21 protein-coding genes and 1 tRNA gene are annotated in these 17,748 nt (G+C 40.9%); 11 read left to right on the forward strand and 11 right to left on the reverse strand.

Annotated features, from left to right (window positions below; genetic code table 11):
• The first annotated feature begins 535 nt into the window (after positions 1-535).
• On the forward strand, positions 536-1,447 hold the full coding sequence (locus tag B7698_RS02980) for a hypothetical protein (protein ID WP_084864591.1): 912 nt from the start codon (positions 536-538) through the stop codon (positions 1,445-1,447).
• A gap of 196 nt (positions 1,448-1,643) precedes the next feature.
• Here the strand turns inward: B7698_RS02980 and B7698_RS02985 are convergent, their stop codons facing one another.
• Positions 1,644-2,177, reverse strand: a complete 534-nt coding sequence (locus B7698_RS02985; RefSeq protein WP_084864592.1) for a hypothetical protein — start codon at positions 2,175-2,177, stop codon at positions 1,644-1,646.
• A 220-nt stretch (positions 2,178-2,397) separates the two neighbouring features.
• Between B7698_RS02985 and B7698_RS02990 the strand changes: the two genes are divergently transcribed.
• Positions 2,398-3,096 carry a hypothetical protein gene (locus B7698_RS02990; RefSeq protein ID WP_084864593.1) on the forward strand — a complete coding sequence of 233 codons (699 nt, stop codon included), beginning with the start codon at positions 2,398-2,400 and terminating at the stop codon, positions 3,094-3,096.
• Positions 3,097-3,172: 76 nt separating this feature from the next.
• Positions 3,173-3,829, forward strand: coding sequence for a hypothetical protein (locus B7698_RS02995; RefSeq protein WP_084864594.1), 657 nt, complete (start codon positions 3,173-3,175; stop codon positions 3,827-3,829).
• Between the two features lie 97 nt (positions 3,830-3,926).
• On the opposite strand, the gene B7698_RS03000 is transcribed toward B7698_RS02995, so the two are convergent.
• Positions 3,927-5,072, reverse strand: coding sequence for a low temperature requirement protein A (locus tag B7698_RS03000; protein ID WP_084864595.1), 1,146 nt, complete (start codon positions 5,070-5,072; stop codon positions 3,927-3,929).
• 163 nt (positions 5,073-5,235) lie between these two features.
• Entirely contained in the window at positions 5,236-6,078 is an 843-nt protein-coding gene (locus B7698_RS03005) for an aldo/keto reductase (protein ID WP_084864596.1), read from the reverse strand.
• 80 nt (positions 6,079-6,158) lie between these two features.
• Between B7698_RS03005 and B7698_RS03010 the strand changes: the two genes are divergently transcribed.
• Positions 6,159-6,521, forward strand: a complete 363-nt coding sequence (locus B7698_RS03010; protein WP_239822583.1) for a T6SS immunity protein Tdi1 domain-containing protein — start codon at positions 6,159-6,161, stop codon at positions 6,519-6,521.
• 183 nt (positions 6,522-6,704) lie between these two features.
• Here the strand turns inward: B7698_RS03010 and B7698_RS03015 are convergent.
• Both B7698_RS03015 and B7698_RS03020 read right to left on the reverse strand, forming a co-directional pair.
• A tRNA-Lys gene (locus B7698_RS03015) sits at positions 6,705-6,777 on the reverse strand.
• Between the two features lie 263 nt (positions 6,778-7,040).
• Positions 7,041-8,312: a replication-associated recombination protein A gene (locus B7698_RS03020; RefSeq protein ID WP_084864597.1), complete on the reverse strand. Its 1,272-nt coding sequence runs from the start codon at positions 8,310-8,312 to the stop codon at positions 7,041-7,043.
• A gap of 115 nt (positions 8,313-8,427) precedes the next feature.
• Here B7698_RS03020 and B7698_RS03025 point away from each other — a divergent pair, with 115 nt between their 5' ends.
• From B7698_RS03025 to pepF, 5 genes are all read left to right on the forward strand, one after another.
• Entirely contained in the window at positions 8,428-8,898 is a 471-nt protein-coding gene (locus tag B7698_RS03025) for a DUF3013 family protein (RefSeq protein ID WP_045592523.1), read from the forward strand.
• A 9-nt stretch (positions 8,899-8,907) separates the two neighbouring features.
• Positions 8,908-9,336 carry an NUDIX hydrolase gene (locus B7698_RS03030; protein ID WP_084864598.1) on the forward strand — a complete coding sequence of 143 codons (429 nt, stop codon included), beginning with the start codon at positions 8,908-8,910 and terminating at the stop codon, positions 9,334-9,336.
• Between the two features lie 137 nt (positions 9,337-9,473).
• Positions 9,474-10,424 (forward strand): 50S ribosomal protein L11 methyltransferase, encoded by a 951-nt coding sequence (gene prmA, locus B7698_RS03035; protein WP_084864599.1) that lies wholly within the window; start codon positions 9,474-9,476, stop codon positions 10,422-10,424.
• Position 10,425: 1 nt separating this feature from the next.
• A complete protein-coding gene (locus tag B7698_RS03040) occupies positions 10,426-11,169 on the forward strand; it encodes a 16S rRNA (uracil(1498)-N(3))-methyltransferase (protein WP_084864600.1) in 744 nt (247 codons plus the stop codon).
• Positions 11,170-11,179: 10 nt separating this feature from the next.
• Positions 11,180-12,976 (forward strand): oligoendopeptidase F, encoded by a 1,797-nt coding sequence (gene pepF, locus B7698_RS03045; protein WP_084864601.1) that lies wholly within the window; start codon positions 11,180-11,182, stop codon positions 12,974-12,976.
• 167 nt (positions 12,977-13,143) lie between these two features.
• On the opposite strand, the gene B7698_RS03050 is transcribed toward pepF, so the two are convergent.
• The gene (locus B7698_RS03050; protein ID WP_084864633.1) at positions 13,144-13,533 is read right to left on the reverse strand and encodes a nuclear transport factor 2 family protein; all 390 of its coding nucleotides are present in this window, start codon (positions 13,531-13,533) and stop codon (positions 13,144-13,146) included.
• A 151-nt stretch (positions 13,534-13,684) separates the two neighbouring features.
• Between B7698_RS03050 and B7698_RS03055 the strand changes: the two genes are divergently transcribed.
• Together B7698_RS03055 and B7698_RS03060 are read left to right on the forward strand one after the other, a co-directional pair.
• Entirely contained in the window at positions 13,685-14,035 is a 351-nt protein-coding gene (locus B7698_RS03055; RefSeq protein ID WP_084864602.1) for a winged helix-turn-helix transcriptional regulator, read from the forward strand.
• A 141-nt stretch (positions 14,036-14,176) separates the two neighbouring features.
• Positions 14,177-14,845 carry an MIP/aquaporin family protein gene (locus B7698_RS03060; protein WP_084864603.1) on the forward strand — a complete coding sequence of 223 codons (669 nt, stop codon included), beginning with the start codon at positions 14,177-14,179 and terminating at the stop codon, positions 14,843-14,845.
• A gap of 57 nt (positions 14,846-14,902) precedes the next feature.
• Here the strand turns inward: B7698_RS03060 and queF are convergent, their stop codons facing one another.
• From queF to trxA, 5 genes are all read right to left on the reverse strand, one after another.
• Complete coding sequence (gene queF, locus B7698_RS10230; RefSeq protein ID WP_000082584.1) at positions 14,903-15,394, reverse strand: preQ(1) synthase; 492 nt, start codon at positions 15,392-15,394, stop codon at positions 14,903-14,905.
• 18 nt (positions 15,395-15,412) lie between these two features.
• Positions 15,413-16,129 (reverse strand): 7-carboxy-7-deazaguanine synthase QueE, encoded by a 717-nt coding sequence (queE, locus tag B7698_RS10235; protein ID WP_192855092.1) that lies wholly within the window; start codon positions 16,127-16,129, stop codon positions 15,413-15,415.
• On the reverse strand, positions 16,122-16,565 hold the full coding sequence (gene queD / locus B7698_RS03070; protein WP_000464568.1) for a 6-carboxytetrahydropterin synthase QueD: 444 nt from the start codon (positions 16,563-16,565) through the stop codon (positions 16,122-16,124). Before queD ends, queE begins: the two co-directional genes overlap by 8 nt.
• The gene (gene queC, locus B7698_RS03075; protein WP_084864604.1) at positions 16,565-17,218 is read right to left on the reverse strand and encodes a 7-cyano-7-deazaguanine synthase QueC; all 654 of its coding nucleotides are present in this window, start codon (positions 17,216-17,218) and stop codon (positions 16,565-16,567) included. The genes queD and queC overlap by 1 nt, the downstream gene beginning before the upstream one ends.
• A 201-nt stretch (positions 17,219-17,419) precedes the next feature.
• On the reverse strand, positions 17,420-17,734 hold the full coding sequence (gene trxA / locus B7698_RS03080; RefSeq protein WP_001029581.1) for a thioredoxin: 315 nt from the start codon (positions 17,732-17,734) through the stop codon (positions 17,420-17,422).
• Positions 17,735-17,748 lie beyond the last annotated feature (14 nt).

Genomic DNA, 17,748 nt, shown 5'->3' on the forward strand with positions numbered 1-17,748 from the left:
ATTGTTTATAATGCCAGTTGGTTAAAAAAGCAACTAAGAAAAGGATTTTCAGAAAAACGAACAACTGCTAACTATATAGCCTTTTCAAGTGTTTACAGTAAAACATCCCTTTGGATTATTCTAGGAGTTACTTTGTTAGGCGGAGGATTGGCTAGTTTATCCGGTTATTATTTGCAAACATTTGGGATTGTGAGCAATATAGTGTTTATTTCAGCTTTTTCAAGATTAATCGTCGAAGTTGGTTATCTACTTTATCTAAGAAGTAAGGATAAGACCTATTGGGAAGAAGTACCTAAGGAAACCAAGAGTCAGTCCTTTTTGAAAACCATAGACCTTAAAAAGGCCAAACACCGCTTGACTACAGAAGTTGTCTTATTTTTGACTCTTGCAGTGTGTTTGAAGATACTTAAGATAAATGTTGAAAATAGCCCGATTTGGCTTATATGGACAATAAGAACTTTTGGTTATTCAATTCTTTTGGATACCACTATTAGTTTTATTTATTATCAGATTAAAAAGAAGAGATAGAGAGTAAATGAAGAAACAATCTATTTTTAAGGCAAGTTTTGAAGAGAGTCTGAATTTACAGGATGATCCCATTTCAGGAGAATTTTCCAATAAAAATTTAGCATCTGCTCAAGAAAAAGAGAAATACAGAGGTACTCTGAAATCGTACGTATGGTTGACTGTTTTAACAATTCTTTTCATAATCGGTCCTAATTGGCTTATAACAGTTTTAACTAAGTACCTTTATCATCATTCTGAGGATTCTCCTCTATTGCCACCGGTTCATAATTTCTTGCCTAACTGGCTATTTATTATTTTCTTATTCGTATGGCTTTTATTGATTCTTTTTGGGAAACGCTTTTCTCAGCAGTTTATCCTTATATATAGAGGACAATTTCACTTATTTGTCACGTTCCTAATTTGGTTGATTGTCGAAATGAATCTATTTTTTTTGACATTTTTGTATAGTACGATGAGAGCGACAGGAACAATCCTTTTCTTTGTTTTGTTTGGGCTTATGTGCTACATTATTGTCCGAAGCAGGCGAACTTCATTACTGTCATTGCTATATGGTAAACAAGAAGATTCACGGGGTGAACAAGACTGGCTGGGGAGACTGTTTCATAAAGTGGCTGCATTTGTCTTCAAATATGGTTTTGGAGTTATTGTAGTTTTGCTTATTTTAAGGTTGATTTTTCCTCAGATGATAGGTTTCAGTTTGGATATCCTAGTAGTTTTACTTATTTGGTTTGTAGGTGATTTGTTATTTGTTATGCTAGAAATTTTTCTAATATTTCCATTTATGCTTCAAGGATATTACAAATGGAAATACCAAGAAGAATATCGTGAGTGGGAGGGCCAGTCTGTCGAAGAATGGTATGGGAAGGCCTACTTGAAGAAATATCCAGAGCTCTTAGAAAAAGATTCTGGAGAAAATTAAAAATCAAGCTAGTTTTAGATGAGGCTATCGTTTTAAGATAATCAGTTGGTTAGAGGAGAAAGATAAGTATGTTTTTTAGGAAAGTGGTTTATATAGGAAAAAGTGCGATTTAAGAAAGAGCAGGATGAAAGCGGAGCGTAGCATATGCTAAATCGCTAACAACACAAAAAGCCCTACATCAGGGCTTTTTTACTTGCTAATATAAGAAATCAATTCCGTAGTTTTCTTTTAGATAGGTCGCCAACTCGGCTTTTTCTTCCTCTCTAAATCGACAGAGGCTAAGGGCGAGCCGCAATATTAGAACACTTGTATCGATGATGACGTTTGACTTAGAAATATCTTCTAGCTGGGTCACCTCTCTCAGATCGAAGTCTAAATAGCAAGCCTTGCTGTTGACATGGTCAGGGTCGCTGACATCCACTTCAACATACGATGCTCGCAACAATTCTTCTTTTGGGATGAAGATTTCTTTGGAAAAGAAGAGCCCGGGATAGACATAAATGCCTTCAAAGGTGAATTCAAAGGAAAGCCTGCGACTAGTCAGTCTTTTGATGCCTGCAATCGTTGAATAGATAGCAGCGAAAAAGAGGATGGTTGGAACCACAGTGAGAAGACTAAGCTGCGAAAAGTCGATCAATCCATGCGCGAGAAAAAAGAAAAATTGAAAGAATACACCCGATGCAAAGAGTAGATAGCCACCACCGACAAATTTTGAATAATAGATTTTCATAGAAACCTCCAAATATAGAATTGAACTCACTAACGCTTTTTCAGTAGAAGTCGTAAAGAACATGCAGAGTTAAAATTCTAGGTATTCCCATCATATCCTATGGAGTGAAGTTCTGTCAACCTTTTAGTAATCTGCAACCTTAGCTATCCTATGACCTAGCATATAGTTTGTGGTATACTAGTGTTAAAATATCATTCAGACCAGATAAGTAGGTATATTTATGTCAAAAGCTTCAAAGAAAAAGAAAGTAGTGACCGAAGAACGCTACCACGGCCCTTTGATTACAAATGGGGTTAGTCTAGGCTATATCAAGCTTCTATCTTGGATTAGCTTAGCACTCTCTTTTATGGCGTATTTTGGGACAACTTATATCGATCATATTGGCATTTATAAAATCTTGTTCATTATTTGCATGTTCATTAGTGGTATAGCAATCCCACTCTCTTTCTTCGATCGTTTTATTGTGAGATTTAAGAGTTTTATCTATCTTTTTGTTTCTATACTTGTTTTGATTTTAAACGTTGGCACGACTTTTATAGGCTTGCTTATGCTAGTTGGTAATGACGGGATCTATTCAGGCTTGGCGCTGGCTTATAATCTGGTAGCTCTCTGTATTCTGCTTTTTTCTATTGGTCTCTACTCCTGGTATTATCTTCCTAAAAATCAGGGGAAAATCTGGGCTTTCAACCGATGGGAGACTTATGGTGGTAAAGACAATGACAAGAAGCAAGAACTATTGTTTAATGTTGGAGTTACTTTTGTAGCTGTATTGTTAGCGCCAGCTATTCTCACTGGCTATACTGAGAGAGTCTTTGGTGTTTTCGTGGGTATCTTGATGAACTTCTCTTTACCAGCTCTCATAGTGGATGGAGTTCAGGCGGCACGCTATGTACGCAAACACCCAGAATATGAAGAGTAGGATTCTCGTCTATAGATTTATTCCTAATGGTTAGGAGACTTTGAGAATTTGTTTTCATAAATAGAAAGAGGTATGTATGTTTTTTCTCGGACGCCGTCGTGTCTTTATCGGCGAATGTGATGGACAAGCGGTCTATTATGACCAAAAGACAGGAGAGGCTCTAGCTGCTCCAAAGAGTAGGTTGCTCAATACTGAAAAAGCTGGTGACACGAATTCCTTTATTCCTCAATTGGTAATTCTCTTACTAGCAGGTGGGCCTGCAATTTCGGGCTTCTTTTCCCTCAAGTTTATTGGTGTCTATAACTGGTTTAGTCTAGCTTGTATTTTTCTATTTTGGTTGATGCAGTTTTTCTCGTTGGTTGCTTTACTTGAACGAGCACTCTATAAAAATGTTCGCAAAGCACAGCCGACGACAGAGAAAGTCTTTTACTATGCCGCATCTCATAATTTGTTTGTAAAAAATCAGTTTGATCCTAGACAACTGGGCACTCTAGCTTTTCGGTTTGCTCGCTTTGCAGTAAATATAGTGTCCATCTATTATTTTTTGTATTTCTTGACTCTTCCTCTAAAATTTGGTCAACCGATTAATGAAGGCTATGGTTTGTGGTTAGCCGGCTTGTTATTCTTTACAATTTTTCTTATGTATAACCAAAACAATCCAGTTCGTTTTGTGAAGATTATGAGATTATATAGTCAAGGAAAGGTACGATTTAAAGAAGAAGTAGAGAGTTGAACACCTATCTCGAGAAATGTCCCTTAAATACCTAGTAGACTCTTTTAGAAAAACAAAAAAGCCTTGGTTCCCAAAGCTTTTTAATGTTATAAACTCATTAAAATAATCCCCAGTTAGATTTGGAATATTTTTTATTCTGTGTCATATAAAAATAAATAAAATGAATGGCTATAGCTAGAGCTAAAATGGTTGTTATACTCACTACTATTATAGGATTAGAAGCAAAGATTAAAGAGAGAATCAAGGCAGCCAGATAGAGTGTCGCTTGGACACAGTAGTAACTTTTCGAATAGCGAAGATAGTGTTTGTTACAGGGCCCATTTACTAGGACAGCAGCTTGAAAGAGGCCAAATCCGATATAAGAGAAGCTGGTTGCAAAGAGACGATTAGCTTCAGGATTCAGAAGAAAACTCATCGAAACGGTCATCATAAGAAGTCCAATGAAAATAGGATAGTGACTGTAAATTAGAAATAGTCCCTTTTGATTAGATTTTTCATCAATAGCATGGTCGAATTGACCAAAATAAAACAAGAACAGAGAAATCATAATAATGAAATAAAGAACCGAATAAATCGAGAAATTCTCGATTGTAAAGAAGTTAGCTAGCTCCGTAATCATCTCTCCAAACATAATAATGACAAGAAGGGAGATGCGCTCGATTAAATGGGGGAGATTTACCTGGTAATGCTTATCTTTATTAAGCAAGATACTTGGCATAATAAATGTTAGCAGAATACTAGCAAATAAGATATAGACTCTAAGGTAAATAGGAAGAAGAGCTGCTAGATAGAATCCTAAACTTCCTAGACCTGTTATCCATAGAAAACCTTTGATACTTTCCCGATTAGCATCATCGGTTGATTTTCTAAAAAATTCAACCAAATATTGAAAAAATAAGGTAAGGGTTAATGTACCAATAGCCCAACAGAGATAATGAAAATATTGTTGCCAATCAGGTCCAATCATATTGGCTATAAAGAGTAAAATTCCCATTTTGATAAACATGATTACTATGTTAAATAAAGAGTTCTTTCCATAGCGATTGGTATAATCGGTTTGAATCATCCAGGAATCGATGAGAAACAAAGTAGCAATGAAAAAATCAAGGAAAGAATTCCAAGTCAAAATACCGTTATGAAGATGGTCAATTAAAGTAGTTACTTTTGAAATTGCAAAAACAAAAACTAGGTCATAAAAAAGTTCTGAAAATTCTACACGTTTATGCTTAATAAGAGTTGTCATATTAATACCTTTCTACTTTAGAAATACAATACATTATAACAGAAAATGGTAATGAAAGAAAAGGATATGCTTAAATAATTTCATGTGGCGCGAATTGTCAAAACCTTGACTTCTTTTGTCATTTACTTGAAAAAGCAACCCTGACGAGTTGATTAAAATCCTATTAAAAATTAACTTTGTCAGGATCATCCTGAGTTTTGGTGCCTTGAATCTTATCCAAGACCGCCATATCTTCCTCTGATAAGTCGAAGCCGAAGATATCCAAGTTAGCTTTTATATTTTTAGGTGTCACAGACTTAGGTAGTGGCAAGAAACCTTTTTGAAGGCTCCAACGCAGAGCAACTTGTGCCACAGATTTACCGTTACGTTCAGCCACTGCTTCAACATCTTCATTTCCAAAAATGCCACCTGTACCTAGTGGACTATAGGCTTCAAGAAGGATATCGCGCTCTTGGCAATAGGCAACTAAGTCTTCTTGGTCACAACCTGGAGCCAAGAGGATTTGATTGACATGTGGAACAATTTTAGCTGTTTCAATAAGAGCTTCTAGGTGATGTTGCATAAAGTTAGACACACCGATAGCACGCACCTTACCTTCTTTGTAAGCTTCTTCCATAGCCTTCCATGCACCCGCATTGCCAGCCTTCCAAGCATCATTCTCACGAAGCGCCTTTGGATTAGGCCAATGGATAAGCAAAAGATCCAAATAATCCACACCAAGTCTTTCGAGAGACTCATCGATAGAAGTCTTAGCCAACTCGTAATCGTGCTTATCATTCCAAAGTTTGGTGGTTAGGAAAATATCCTCACGTGCCAAATCACTATCAGCAATCGCCTTACCTACGGAAACCTCGTTACCGTAAATTTGTGCGGTATCAATATGTGTGTAACCCGCCTTAAGTGCGAAGCTAACGCTGTTATAGGCTTCTTCGCCTTCAGCAATTTGCCAAGTTCCAAAACCAATTTTAGGAATAGCAACCCCATTTGCAAGTGTATATGTTTCCATGATTTTCACCTTTTCTTTTTTAATAGTACTATCTTAAAAAAGATAAGACAAAAATGCAAAGATTTGCTACGGCTATTATTATGAATAGTTCCTTACTTCTTTTTCCGCTGTTCGTAACAGCTTTTGGAGATATTATTACTTGGGAAGAGAATGAATTTGTTGGTATTGTAAAATACAATCTTCAAAACTGCGACATTATTATCAAGAGCTTGAAATATTTTCTTCAGTATTTAGATAACTCATATGTGACTGATAACTTTGAACTGGATTTATATAGACAGGCTGTGTTAAAACATGGTCCCTTGTCTTATAACCAATGTTTCGGTTTTGTTCCTTTACTAGCCTTGGGAGGCGTAAAAGATGTGGATCATATGGATAAGGTAAAAACCTTGGAACACATTTACCTCATGTACCAACTCACAGGCGGAGTGTTTGACGATTGATAAAAAAGAACCACCCTCGCGGTGGTTTTTTCGATGAAAACGAGATGTTAGATAAATAGCGAGTCTTTGGATGAGACTCTCTAATTTGGTGAATATAAATTATTTGGTACAAAATTTGGTACAAAAAACAAAATGACAAGCAAAAAAGCCTTGATTCCAAGGCTTTTTCCTGTTGTATGTAGATGCCCCCTACAGGGATCGAACCTGTGACCCACGGATTAAGAGTCCGCTGCTCTGCCAGCTGAGCTAAGGAGGCAAAGAAAAAGCTGTATTGGTGCCGAAACTTCACGGTTTGTATTGAACCCGCGCAATTAAGCAGGTGGGCAACTCGCTCTAACTGAAGCTGTTTCCGTGTGAGACGGCCTACATGCTGTTAGAAGACTTTTGTTTCCCTAATAATACAAAAAATAGTCGGTCAACACTTAAGTGTGAAGTCGTACACCACAGCGTTTCTATGTTTATATAATACCACTTTTTCAAAAAAAATCAAGAGGAAAGTGCAATTTTTTGAAAAGGATTTCAGATTTTTCGCAAACGGTCGATAGCTTCCTTTCTTTGAGCCAAAGCTCGTTCATATTTACCAGTATCTTCTGCTTGGAAATAGTGCTGATTTCGGATTTTTTCTGGTAGATAGTCTTGCTTGACCCAATTTCCAGGATAGTTGTGTGGATAGAGATAGTCTTGGGCATTCCCCAGTTCCTTGCTTCCACTGTAGTGCCCATCACGCAGGTGTCGCGGAATGGGCAAATGACCTGATGTTTTGAGGTCGGCGAGAGCCTTGTCCATAGCTACATAGGCTGAGTTGGATTTTGGAGAAAGGGCCAAATCAATCACGACATTGGCGATGAGGATGCGGGCTTCTGGGAAACCGATCCTTTGGGCAGCATCCAAAGCAGTTACGGTGTGAATCTGGGCTTCAGGATTGGCCAAACCGATATCTTCATAAGCGATAACAGTCAAACGACGAGCGAGACTTGGCAAATCACCAGCCTCAATCAAGCGGGCAGCATAGTGAAGACTGGCATCCACATCTGAGCCACGGATAGACTTTTGCAGGGCAGATAGAACATCATAGTGACCGTCTCCATCCTTGTCCATAGTGATGTAGCTTCTCTGAAGACTATTTTCCATGATGTCTAGAGTGATATGGCGGATGCCCTTATCATTCTCAGGAGTAGAGAGAACAGCCAAGTCCAGTGAGTTGAAGGCAGAGCGAAGGTCTCCGTTTGTAGAGGTTGCGATAAAATCAAGGGCATTATCATCTAACTCAACAGGGAAATCAAAGCCTCGTTCAGGGTCAGTCAGGGCTATTTGAATGGCTCCTTTGACATCTTGGTTAGACAAGGGTTCCAGTTCAAAAATCTGAACACGACTACGGATGGCTGGAGTGACAGAAAAGAAAGGATTTTCAGTCGTCGCCCCAATCATGATGACCAGTCCGCTTTCTAAGAGAGGCAAGAGGAAGTCTTGTTTAGTCTTGTCAAGACGATGAATCTCATCTAGTAGCAGTACAAGGCCACCTGAGAATTTAGCTTCTTCAGCGATTTCTTGCAGTCGCTTTTTACTATCAACTGTCGCATTGAAAGTTCGAAAGGCGTACTTGGTCGTCCCTGCGATGGCAGAGGCAATACTGGTCTTGCCGATTCCCGGAGGTCCATAGAGAATCATGGAGGACAGGCGGTTGGCTTCTACCATGCGGCGAATGATTTTTCCAGGTCCGACCAGATGTTCCTGACCGATGACCTGGTCGATGGTTTTAGGGCGCATGCGAAGCGCGAGATTGTCTGGCATAGCAGTCCTTTCTAACGTGGATTTTCTGATGTATATGTGGTAAGATGGTAGTATCTATTTTAGCATATTTCCGAGCAATCGGGGCGATTAAAGAGTCGTATAGAAAGAGGACAAAATGGCAACATACGGATTTTTAGATGTTTTAGAGGAAGAGTTGGAGAAGAATTTTCCCTTTGACTTTGAGATTAGTTGGGACAAGCGCAACCACGCGGTTGAGGTGAGTTTTCTATTGGAAGCGCAAAACGCTACAGGTGTGGAGATGGTGGATGAGGACGGAGAGGTTTCGTCAGATGACATTCTTTTTGAGGAGGCAGTGCTTTTTTACAATCCTGCCAAATCAACAGTCAATGAGGAAGACTATTTGACAGTCATCCCTTATCTGCCGAAGAAAGGATTTTCTCGTGAATTCTTAGCTTATTTTGCGCTTTTCCTCAAAGATACTGCCGAGGTTGGGCTAGATGCCCTTATGGACTTTTTGGAAGACCCAGAAGCAGAAGAATTCGTCATGGAATGGAACCAAGAAGTCTTTGAAGAAGGAAAAGTTGGCTTGGAAGAGGGGGAATTTTATCCTTATCCGAGATACTAGGAGTTTGACATGGAAATAGAGATTTCTGATTTCACAGGCTGTAAGATTGCTTTGTTTTGTGGGGATAGACTCTTGACTATCTTACGCGATGATAAGGCAAGCATTCCCTGGCCCAATATGTGGGAACTGCCCGGTGGTGGACGTGAAGGTGATGAAAGTCCTTTTGAGTGCGTGGCGCGTGAAGTTTTTGAGGAACTGGGAATTCATCTGACTGAGGATTGTCTGCTATGGAGTAAGGTTTGTCCAAGTATGCTTTTTGCGGATAAACAATCTGTATTTCTAGTCGGTCAGTTAACACAGAACCAGTTTGACAATATCACCTTTGGTGATGAAGGGCAGGGCTATAAATTGATGAACATTGAGGAATTTTTGACATCCAGTCAAGTAGTTCCGAAGTTGCAAGAGAGATTAAAAGATTATTTAAAAGTAAGTGATTAGAAAGGATGGTTCGGTTAAATTTCTAAACTGAACCCGCCCTAAACACTGTGCCAAAAAGATAAACTTCTTTTAGACACAAGCGTCTTCAGAGAATTTCCTATTTTGGTCTTGTGTTTTACGGGCTTGGTATCTTATTTATGGAAACATGGCAAGAGTTAAAAGTTACAGTTAAGCGTGAGGGGGAGGAGTTGGTTTCCAACCTCTTGATTGAACTAGGAGCGCAAGGAGTTGCGATTGAAGACAGTATGGACTATGTGGGAAATGTGGATCGATTTGGTGAGATATTCCCTGAAGTCGAGCAGCAAGAAGAAATCGTGGTGACAGCCTATTATCCCGAAACGGTTGATGTAGCGGCAGTTGAGGCGGATTTGCAGGCTCGCTTGGCAGACTTGACGGATTTTATAGACTTGGGAGAAGTCAAGATGGGAACGACTGCCTTAGCGGAGGAAGACTGGGCAGACAACTGGAAAAAATACTATGAACCAGCTCGTATCACTCATGATTTGACCATTGTACCGTCCTGGACGGACTATGAGGCGACTGCGGGAGAAAAGATTATCAAGCTAGATCCTGGTATGGCCTTCGGAACTGGAACCCATCCAACCACTAAGATGAGCCTTTTTGCTTTGGAGCAGGTCCTTCGTGGTGGAGAAACAGTATTAGATGTGGGTACTGGTTCAGGAGTACTTTCCATTGCTAGCTCTCTTCTTGGTGCCAAGGAAATTTTCGCCTATGATCTTGATGATGTGGCGGTTCGTGTGGCTCAGGAAAATATTGAGCTCAACCCTGGCATGGAAAACATCCACGTTGCTGCTGGAGATTTGCTCAAGGGTGTTGAGATTGAGGCAGATGTGATTGTGGCTAATATCTTAGCGGATATTCTCATTCATCTGACGGATGATGCTTATCGCTTGGTCAAGGATGAAGGCTACCTCATCATGAGTGGCATTATCAAGGACAAGTGGGACATGGTGCGAGAGTCAGCTGAGTCGGCTGGATTTTTCCTCGAAACTCACATGATTCAAGGGGAATGGAATGCTTGTGTCTTTAAGAAAACCAAGGATATTTCAGGTGTGATTGGAGGCTAGCATGCAGCAGTATTTTGTCAAGGGTAATGCTACCTCGCCAGTCACCATTGAGGACAAGGAAACCAGCAAGCATATGTTTCAGGTTATGCGCCTGAAAGAAGGCGATGAGGTTGTTTTGGTCTTTGATGATGGCATTAAGCGTTTGGCAAGCGTGATTGATGTGGAAAATCGTCAGTTTGAGTTGGTCGAAGAACTAGCTGACAATGTCGAACTGCCCATCCAAGTGACCATCGCATCAGGCTTTCCCAAGGGAGATAAGCTGGAATTCATCACTCAAAAAGTGACCGAACTGGGTGCTAGCCAAATCTGGGCCTTTCCTGCTGATTGGTCGGTCGCCAAGTGGGATGGCAAGAAATTGGGCAAAAAGGTTGAAAAACTAGAAAAAATCGCCCTTGGAGCAGCAGAGCAAAGTAAGCGTAATGTTGTTCCAAGTATCAAGCTTTTTGAGAAAAAAGCAGACTTTCTAGCCCAACTTGACCAATTTGACCGCGTCGTAGTGGCTTATGAAGAGTCGGCAAAAGAAGGAGAAGCCGCTGCGCTTTTACAAGCAGTTAATGGACTCGAGAAGGGAGCCAAATTGCTCTTTATCTTTGGTCCAGAAGGTGGTCTGTCACCTGCAGAAATCGAAAGTTTTGAAGCCAAAGGAGCCGTCTTGGCAGGTCTTGGTCCTCGTATTTTGCGAGCAGAAACAGCACCGCTTTATGCCCTGTCAGCCATAAGTGTTTTATTAGAATTAGAGAAATAAGAGGAAGAAAATGGAACAAAAACGTCGTTCAGAATTTCCAGAAAAGGAACTTTGGGATTTAACAGCCCTATACCAAGACCGCGAGGATTTCTTGCGTGCGATTGAGAAGGCTCGCGAAGACATCAACCAGTTTAGCCGTGACTACAAGGGTAATCTTCATACTTTTGAGGATTTCGAGAAGGCCTTTGAGGAATTGGAACAAATCTATATTCAGATGAGCCATATTGGAAACTATAGCTTTATGCCACAGACGACAGACTATAGCAATGACGAATTTGCTAACATTGCTCAAGCTGGGATGGAATTCGAAACAGATGCTAGTGTAGCCTTGACCTTCTTTGACGATGCCTTGGTGGAAGCTGATGAGGAAGTCTTAGACCGTTTGGGTAAATTGCCACATTTAACAGCTGCCATTCGTCAGGCCAAAATCAAAAAAGCCCACTATCTAGGGGCTGATGTGGAAAAAGCCTTGACCAATCTAGGTGAAGTTTTCTACAGTCCGCAGGATATTTACACTAAGATGCGAGCTGGGGATTTCGAAATGGCTGACTTTGAAGTCCATGGCAAGATCTACAAAAACAGCTTTGTAACTTATGAAAATTTCTACCAAAACCATGAGGATGCTGAGGTTCGTGAGAAATCTTTCCGTTCCTTCTCAGAAGGTCTTCGTAAGCACCAAAATACGGCTACAGCAGCCTATCTAGCTCAAGTCAAGTCTGAAAAACTCTTGGCTGATATGAAGGGATATGACTCTGTCTTTGATTATCTTCTAGCTGAGCAAGAAGTGGACCGTGCCATGTTTGACCGCCAAATTGATCTGATTATGAAAGATTTTGCCCCAGTTGCACAGAGATACCTCAAGCATGTTGCCAAGGTTAATGGTCTTGAAAAGATGACCTTTGCAGACTGGAAATTGGACTTGGACAGCGCCCTCAATCCTGAAGTGACTATTGACGACGCCTATGATTTGGTCATGAAGTCGGTAGAACCTTTGGGGCAGGAATATTGTCAGGAAGTTGCTCGCTATCAAGAAGAGCGCTGGGTGGACTTCGCTGCCAATAGTGGCAAGGATTCCGGAGGTTATGCGGCGGATCCATATCGCGTGCACCCTTATGTCCTCATGAGCTGGACAGGTCGTTTGAGCGATGTCTATACCTTGATTCATGAAATCGGACATTCTGGTCAATTCATCTTTTCAGACAATCACCAAAGCTACTTCAATGCTCACATGTCGACCTACTATGTCGAAGCACCGTCAACTTTCAATGAATTGCTCCTCAGTGACTACTTGGAGCACCAGTCTGACGACCCACGTCAAAAACGCTTCGCTCTTGCTCACCGCTTGACAGACACCTACTTCCATAACTTTATTACCCACCTTTTGGAAGCAGCCTTCCAGCGTAAGGTGTATACATTGATTGAAGAAGGGGAGACCTTTGGAGCAAGCAAACTCAACAGTATTATGAAGGAAGTCTTGACGGATTTCTGGGGAGATGCCATTGAAATTGACGATGATGCAGCTTTGACTTGGATGCGGCAAGCTCACTACTATATGGGCTTGTATAGTTACACCTACTCAGCAGGACTAGTTATCTCGACTGCAGGTTACCTCCATCTTAAAAATTCAGAAACTGGAGCTGAAGATTGGCTCAATCTCCTCAAATCAGGTGGTAGCAAGACACCACTTGAGTCAGCCATGATTATAGGTGCTGATATTTCAACAGACAAACCACTTCGTGATACCATCCAATTCTTGTCTGACACAGTTGATCAGATCATCACCTACAGTGCCCAGTTGGGAGAGTAAATTAAAAGAGTCTGGGACAAAAGTCTAACCTTAAATAAAAAAGCGAATAAAACGAGTTATCTGATACTCAGAATTCTGTCTTGTTCGCTTTTTTTCTAATCTATCGATTTTAAAAATTTATAATAAAGAATTCCTAAAATCAAAATTTTTTTTCCTAGCCTCTTAAATTATCCCCAAAAGCTATCTTCTTCAGCTTGATCTGAAGAGAAGAGCCAAACTTCTTTGATTTTTCCGTCTTCAATACGGAAGAGGTCAATCCCGTTCATATTGAGTTCAGTACCATCAGCACGTGTTCCAAGAAAAGTAACATTGGCTGCGATTAAATCCTCGTTGTCAGAAACCCAATTTGTTACCACCTTAAAGGTTCCATTAGTTTTCTCAGAAAATGTAGCTAGGTGAGGCCCTAGCTTGTCCTTACCAACAACTGTACCAGATATACTATGAGTACCAGGTTGATGCCAGACAATATCGTCTGCCATCGTTTCAAAGACACCAGGAAAGTCACCAGCAATTAAAGCTTGGTTATAAGCGTTGAAAATTTCTAAGTTTGTTGAGATATATATTCTCCATTTCTTTTTTATGATATAATTGTAACAGTTACAAACAAAAAAACAAGTAGGCACTTTTTCGATAGCTAGTATCAAAAGTGGTACTATTATTGATACTAAAAGATAAATTTTTTTAAAAAAAATAGAAAGAAGATATTTTATGACAAATAAAGTGAGTGAGTATGGTATTTGTCCATTTGCGACAACGCAGAGGGTTTTAACGGGGAAATGGGCACTGGTAATCATTTATCAGTTGAGTACGGGTACTAAACGATTTAAAGAATTGCAGAGATTATTGCCTGGGATTACTCAAACTATTTTGACCCGTCATCTCCGTCAATTAGAAAAGGATAAGATTGTTCAACGAAAGGTCTATGCCGAAGTTCCACCACGAGTTGAGTACAGCTTAACCAAAATGGGGCAGGAATTCAGAGTTGTTTTAGATGCTGTCGAGAAATGGGGTCTAGATTATATCAAGTTGCTAAATGCTAGTGAGATAAGCAACGGATAAGTCTTATAGAGGAAATGTATTTTTAATCGCATTCCTCAATTAAAAGATAGTAAGGAAAACCATTATTTTCCAAGCACATTTCTTGAAACCCTTTCCTTCTTCTGATAGACTAATACATAGTTTGAAAAAAGGAGACTTAACATGAAAAAATTTGTTGCTGAATTAATCGGTACGTTCATGCTTGTGTTCATTGGGACAGGAGCCGTTGTTTTTGGAAATGATCTTGATGGCCTTGGTCACCTAGGGATTGCCTTTGCCTTTGGTCTGGCAATCGTGGTTGCAGCTTACTCAATCGGAACTGTTTCAGGTGCTCACTTGAACCCAGCTGTTTCTATCGCTATGTTTGTAAACAAACGTTTGTCATCAAAAGACCTTGTTAACTACATCCTTGGACAAGTAGTTGGAGCTTTCCTTGCGTCAGCTGCGGTATTCTTCCTCTTGTCTAACTCAGGCATGTCAACTGCTAGTCTTGGTGAAAATGCCTTGGCAAACGGTGTCACTGTCTTTGGTGGATTCTTGTTTGAAGTCATCGCAACTTTCTTGTTTGTCTTGGTTATCATGACTGTAACATCAGCAAGCAAGGGCAATGGTGCGATTGCTGGTTTGGTGATTGGTTTGTCCTTGATGGCAATGATCCTTGTGGGATTGAACATCACTGGACTTTCAGTTAACCCAGCTCGTAGCTTGGCACCAGCTGTCTTTGTAGGTGGCGCAGCCCTTCAACAAGTATGGATTTTCATCCTTGCCCCAATCGTTGGTGGTGTTCTTGCAGCTCTTGTTGCGAAAAACTTCCTTGGAACAGAAGAATAATTGAAATTCAAAAAGCCTTGCTCCTCATTTTGAGGAACAGGGCTTTTTTGTTTGAGTTTAACGGTTGTCAATTTTCTCTGGATAGAGGTCATGTTGGAAGAGGCGTTGTTCTGCCAAGCCTTCATACTTAGTTCCAGGTTTACCGTAGTTGTAGTAGGGGTCGATTGAAATGCCACCGCGCGGTGTGAATTTTCCCCAGACCTCTAAATAGCGAGGGTCTAGCAAGTTGACCAAGTCCTTCCCGATGGTGTTGATACAGTTTTCGTGGAAATCTCCGTGGTTTCGGTAGCTAAAGAGGTAGAGTTTGAGGGATTTTGACTCAACACAGAGCTTGTCAGGGATGTAGGAAATATAGATAGTTGCAAAGTCTGGCTGAGCAGTGATTGGACACAGTGAGGTAAATTCAGGACAGTTGAACTTGATGAAATAGTCATTTTCCACATGACGATTGTCAAAGGATTCGAGAACATCTGGTTGATACTCGAAAATGTAGTTGGTTTCTTTGTTGCCTAGTAGGCTGAGGTTTTTCATTTCTTCTTGTTGTGACATGATTTTTTCTTTCTAATCTTAAACACCACGTTGATTATCGTAGAGGAGGGTATGGAGTTGAGGAAGGACGCGGACATTGCCCCAGCTATCGTCGGCAGCGATGCGTTCCCAGAGTTCTTTGAGACGGTCCAGTTGGTCTTGGACAATATTACCCGTAGCCTTGGGCTCAGGATTTCCTGCTGATAAGAAAAGAACATCTGGTTGGTAGCGCTCTTGTATGCCTCTAGCAAAGGCCAAATCGGCATCATCAAAGACAGGGATTTTAAAGGTGACCTTGTCTGGATCCAATTGGGAAACGATAAAGTCTAAAGTCTCGAAGTTGACTTCCATCTTGGATGAGGGAGGTTTGGGGCTCAGAGTGACTTGGTCGATGTCTTTCAACCAATTTTGCCAGCGGGAGCCTTGAGTTTCAACAGCTAGAGTGACACCACGTTCCTTGAGCTTAGTGACGAGTTCAGCCATGTTGGTTGCTAGGATAGCGGGATTTCCGCCAGATAGGGTTACATAGTCGTAGCTCCCCAATTTATCCAAGGCAGCAATGACCTCGTCAGCAGTCATACGAGTTGGCTTTTCAGAGCCATCCCAAGTAAAGGCAGAGTCGCACCAGTCGCAGTGGTAGTCGCAACCTGCAGTGCGGACAAACATGGTTTTCTGCCCGATAGCACGACCTTCACCTTGAAAGGTTGGGCCGAAAATTTCTAGAACTGGTAGTTTGAGGACACGTTCCCTAGTCATCTAACCACTCCCGTCTAAACTCCGCAAAGGCAGTCGGAGTCTCATAGAGGCGAACGTATTCCAATCGGAGACCTCGTTCGTCTGGCAACTCTTGACTCATGGTTTGGAAAATCCAGTAAACCATATTTTCAGCAGTCGTGTTCATATAGGGAAGGGTTTCATTGAGATAGCGATGATCCAAGTGGGGCTCTAAGTAGTTCTTGTAGATCGCTTTGATATCTCCAAAATCGTAGGCCATGCCACGTTCATCTAAAAATCCACTGACAGCAATCTGCAGATGATAGGTGTGGCCGTGTAGGGATTTGCATTTTCCCTCATAGTGAAAGAGGTGGTGGGCAGCATCAAAGGTAAATTCTTTTGATACCAAGGTTCTGTGAGGATTGTAGACAAGAGACTCCCCAGTTTCCTGTTTGATTTCTTTGGGTGCAAAAAACATTAGGCCTCTCCTTTCTGTGAGAGATAAACATCTAAACCATGATGACGTAGGTGGCAGGCTGGGCAATCTCCACAGCCACTTCCGATAATTCCGTTGTAGCAGGTTAAGGTCTTTTCACGAACATAGTCAAAGGCACCGAGTTGGTCAGCTAACTCCCAAGTTTCAGCCTTGTCTAGCCACATGAGAGGTGTTTGGATAACAAAGTCGTAATCCATAGCAAGGTTGAGGGTAACATTGAGAGATTTGACAAAGACATCCCGGCAGTCAGGGTAGCCTGAGAAGTCTGTCTCGCAGACACCTGTCACGATATCTTTAATGCCTCGTTGCTTAGCAAGGACTGCCGCAAAGGATAGAAAGAGGTGGTTTCGACCATCAACAAAGGTATTGGGAACCTCTCCCTCTTTTTGCTCAATCTCCAGATCAGAAGTCAAGGCATTTTCAGTGATTTGCCCCAGCAGAGACATATCTAGGATATGATGACGAATTCCTTGTTCCTCAGCGATTTCTTTGGCCACTTGAATTTCGAGGTGATGACGCTGACCATAGGCAAAGGTAACAGCTTCGACCGTTTCATAGTGTTCTTTAGCCCAAAAGAGGCAGGTTGTAGAATCTTGACCGCCACTAAAGACGACCAAGGCTGATTGACGTTTCATAGTACTCCTTCCAAAATGGGAAATGTTTAGAGCACGCAAAAAGCTCCCTTGAGGGAGCTAAAAAATACCAAGTAGAGGTTTTTTTTAGCGATGGCATTTCCCAAACATCGTGATATTCTACATACAGTCTAGCATATTTTTTGAAAAATGGCAAAGGGCAAGAAAAAAGAGACCAAAGCAAGTACTTGGTCTCTCGTTTGATTAGCTCAATTCAGCAACGATGGCCTTGATTTGTTCTGCAGTATGAACACCTGCCACTTGTTTCACTACTTGGCCGTCTTTTTTGAAGAGAAGAGTTGGGATAGACATGATTCCAAAAGCACGAGCTGTGTTTGGATTTTCATCAACGTCCATTTTAACGATTTTCAAAACATCTTCTGAAAGTTCTTCAGACAATTTGTCCAAGATTGGACCTTGCATACGACATGGACCACACCAAGTTGCCCAGAAGTCTACCAAGACCAAACCGTCTTTTGTTTCTTGTTCGAATGTTGCATCTGTAATTGCTTTTGCCATTGTATTTCTCCTTT

Origin of the sequence: Streptococcus mitis, from assembly GCF_002096855.1 — a bacterium.
In the GTDB taxonomy this organism is placed as follows: domain Bacteria; phylum Bacillota; class Bacilli; order Lactobacillales; family Streptococcaceae; genus Streptococcus; species Streptococcus mitis_Y.

Bases quoted from the DNA above. Each gene is read 5' to 3' on its own strand.
- B7698_RS03060 (WP_084864603.1), top strand. From the start codon at position 14,177: ATGAAAAAATTTGTTGCTGAATTAATCGGTACGTTCATGCTTGTGTTC.
- prmA (WP_084864599.1), top strand. From the start codon at position 9,474: ATGGAAACATGGCAAGAGTTAAAAGTTACAGTTAAGCGTGAGGGGGAG.
- pepF (WP_084864601.1), top strand. From the start codon at position 11,180: ATGGAACAAAAACGTCGTTCAGAATTTCCAGAAAAGGAACTTTGGGAT.
- B7698_RS02990 (WP_084864593.1), top strand. From the start codon at position 2,398: ATGTCAAAAGCTTCAAAGAAAAAGAAAGTAGTGACCGAAGAACGCTAC.
- B7698_RS03040 (WP_084864600.1), top strand. From the start codon at position 10,426: ATGCAGCAGTATTTTGTCAAGGGTAATGCTACCTCGCCAGTCACCATT.
- queF (WP_000082584.1), bottom strand. From the start codon at position 15,394: ATGTCACAACAAGAAGAAATGAAAAACCTCAGCCTACTAGGCAACAAA.
- B7698_RS03010 (WP_239822583.1), top strand. From the start codon at position 6,159: ATGAATAGTTCCTTACTTCTTTTTCCGCTGTTCGTAACAGCTTTTGGA.
- queC (WP_084864604.1), bottom strand. From the start codon at position 17,218: ATGAAACGTCAATCAGCCTTGGTCGTCTTTAGTGGCGGTCAAGATTCT.
- B7698_RS03030 (WP_084864598.1), top strand. From the start codon at position 8,908: ATGGAAATAGAGATTTCTGATTTCACAGGCTGTAAGATTGCTTTGTTT.
- queE (WP_192855092.1), bottom strand. From the start codon at position 16,129: ATGACTAGGGAACGTGTCCTCAAACTACCAGTTCTAGAAATTTTCGGC.
- B7698_RS02995 (WP_084864594.1), top strand. From the start codon at position 3,173: ATGTTTTTTCTCGGACGCCGTCGTGTCTTTATCGGCGAATGTGATGGA.
- B7698_RS02985 (WP_084864592.1), bottom strand. From the start codon at position 2,177: ATGAAAATCTATTATTCAAAATTTGTCGGTGGTGGCTATCTACTCTTT.
- B7698_RS03020 (WP_084864597.1), bottom strand. From the start codon at position 8,312: ATGCCAGACAATCTCGCGCTTCGCATGCGCCCTAAAACCATCGACCAG.
- queD (WP_000464568.1), bottom strand. From the start codon at position 16,565: ATGTTTTTTGCACCCAAAGAAATCAAACAGGAAACTGGGGAGTCTCTT.
- B7698_RS03025 (WP_045592523.1), top strand. From the start codon at position 8,428: ATGGCAACATACGGATTTTTAGATGTTTTAGAGGAAGAGTTGGAGAAG.
- B7698_RS03000 (WP_084864595.1), bottom strand. From the start codon at position 5,072: ATGACAACTCTTATTAAGCATAAACGTGTAGAATTTTCAGAACTTTTT.
- B7698_RS02980 (WP_084864591.1), top strand. From the start codon at position 536: ATGAAGAAACAATCTATTTTTAAGGCAAGTTTTGAAGAGAGTCTGAAT.
- B7698_RS03005 (WP_084864596.1), bottom strand. From the start codon at position 6,078: ATGGAAACATATACACTTGCAAATGGGGTTGCTATTCCTAAAATTGGT.
- trxA (WP_001029581.1), bottom strand. From the start codon at position 17,734: ATGGCAAAAGCAATTACAGATGCAACATTCGAACAAGAAACAAAAGAC.
- B7698_RS03055 (WP_084864602.1), top strand. From the start codon at position 13,685: ATGACAAATAAAGTGAGTGAGTATGGTATTTGTCCATTTGCGACAACG.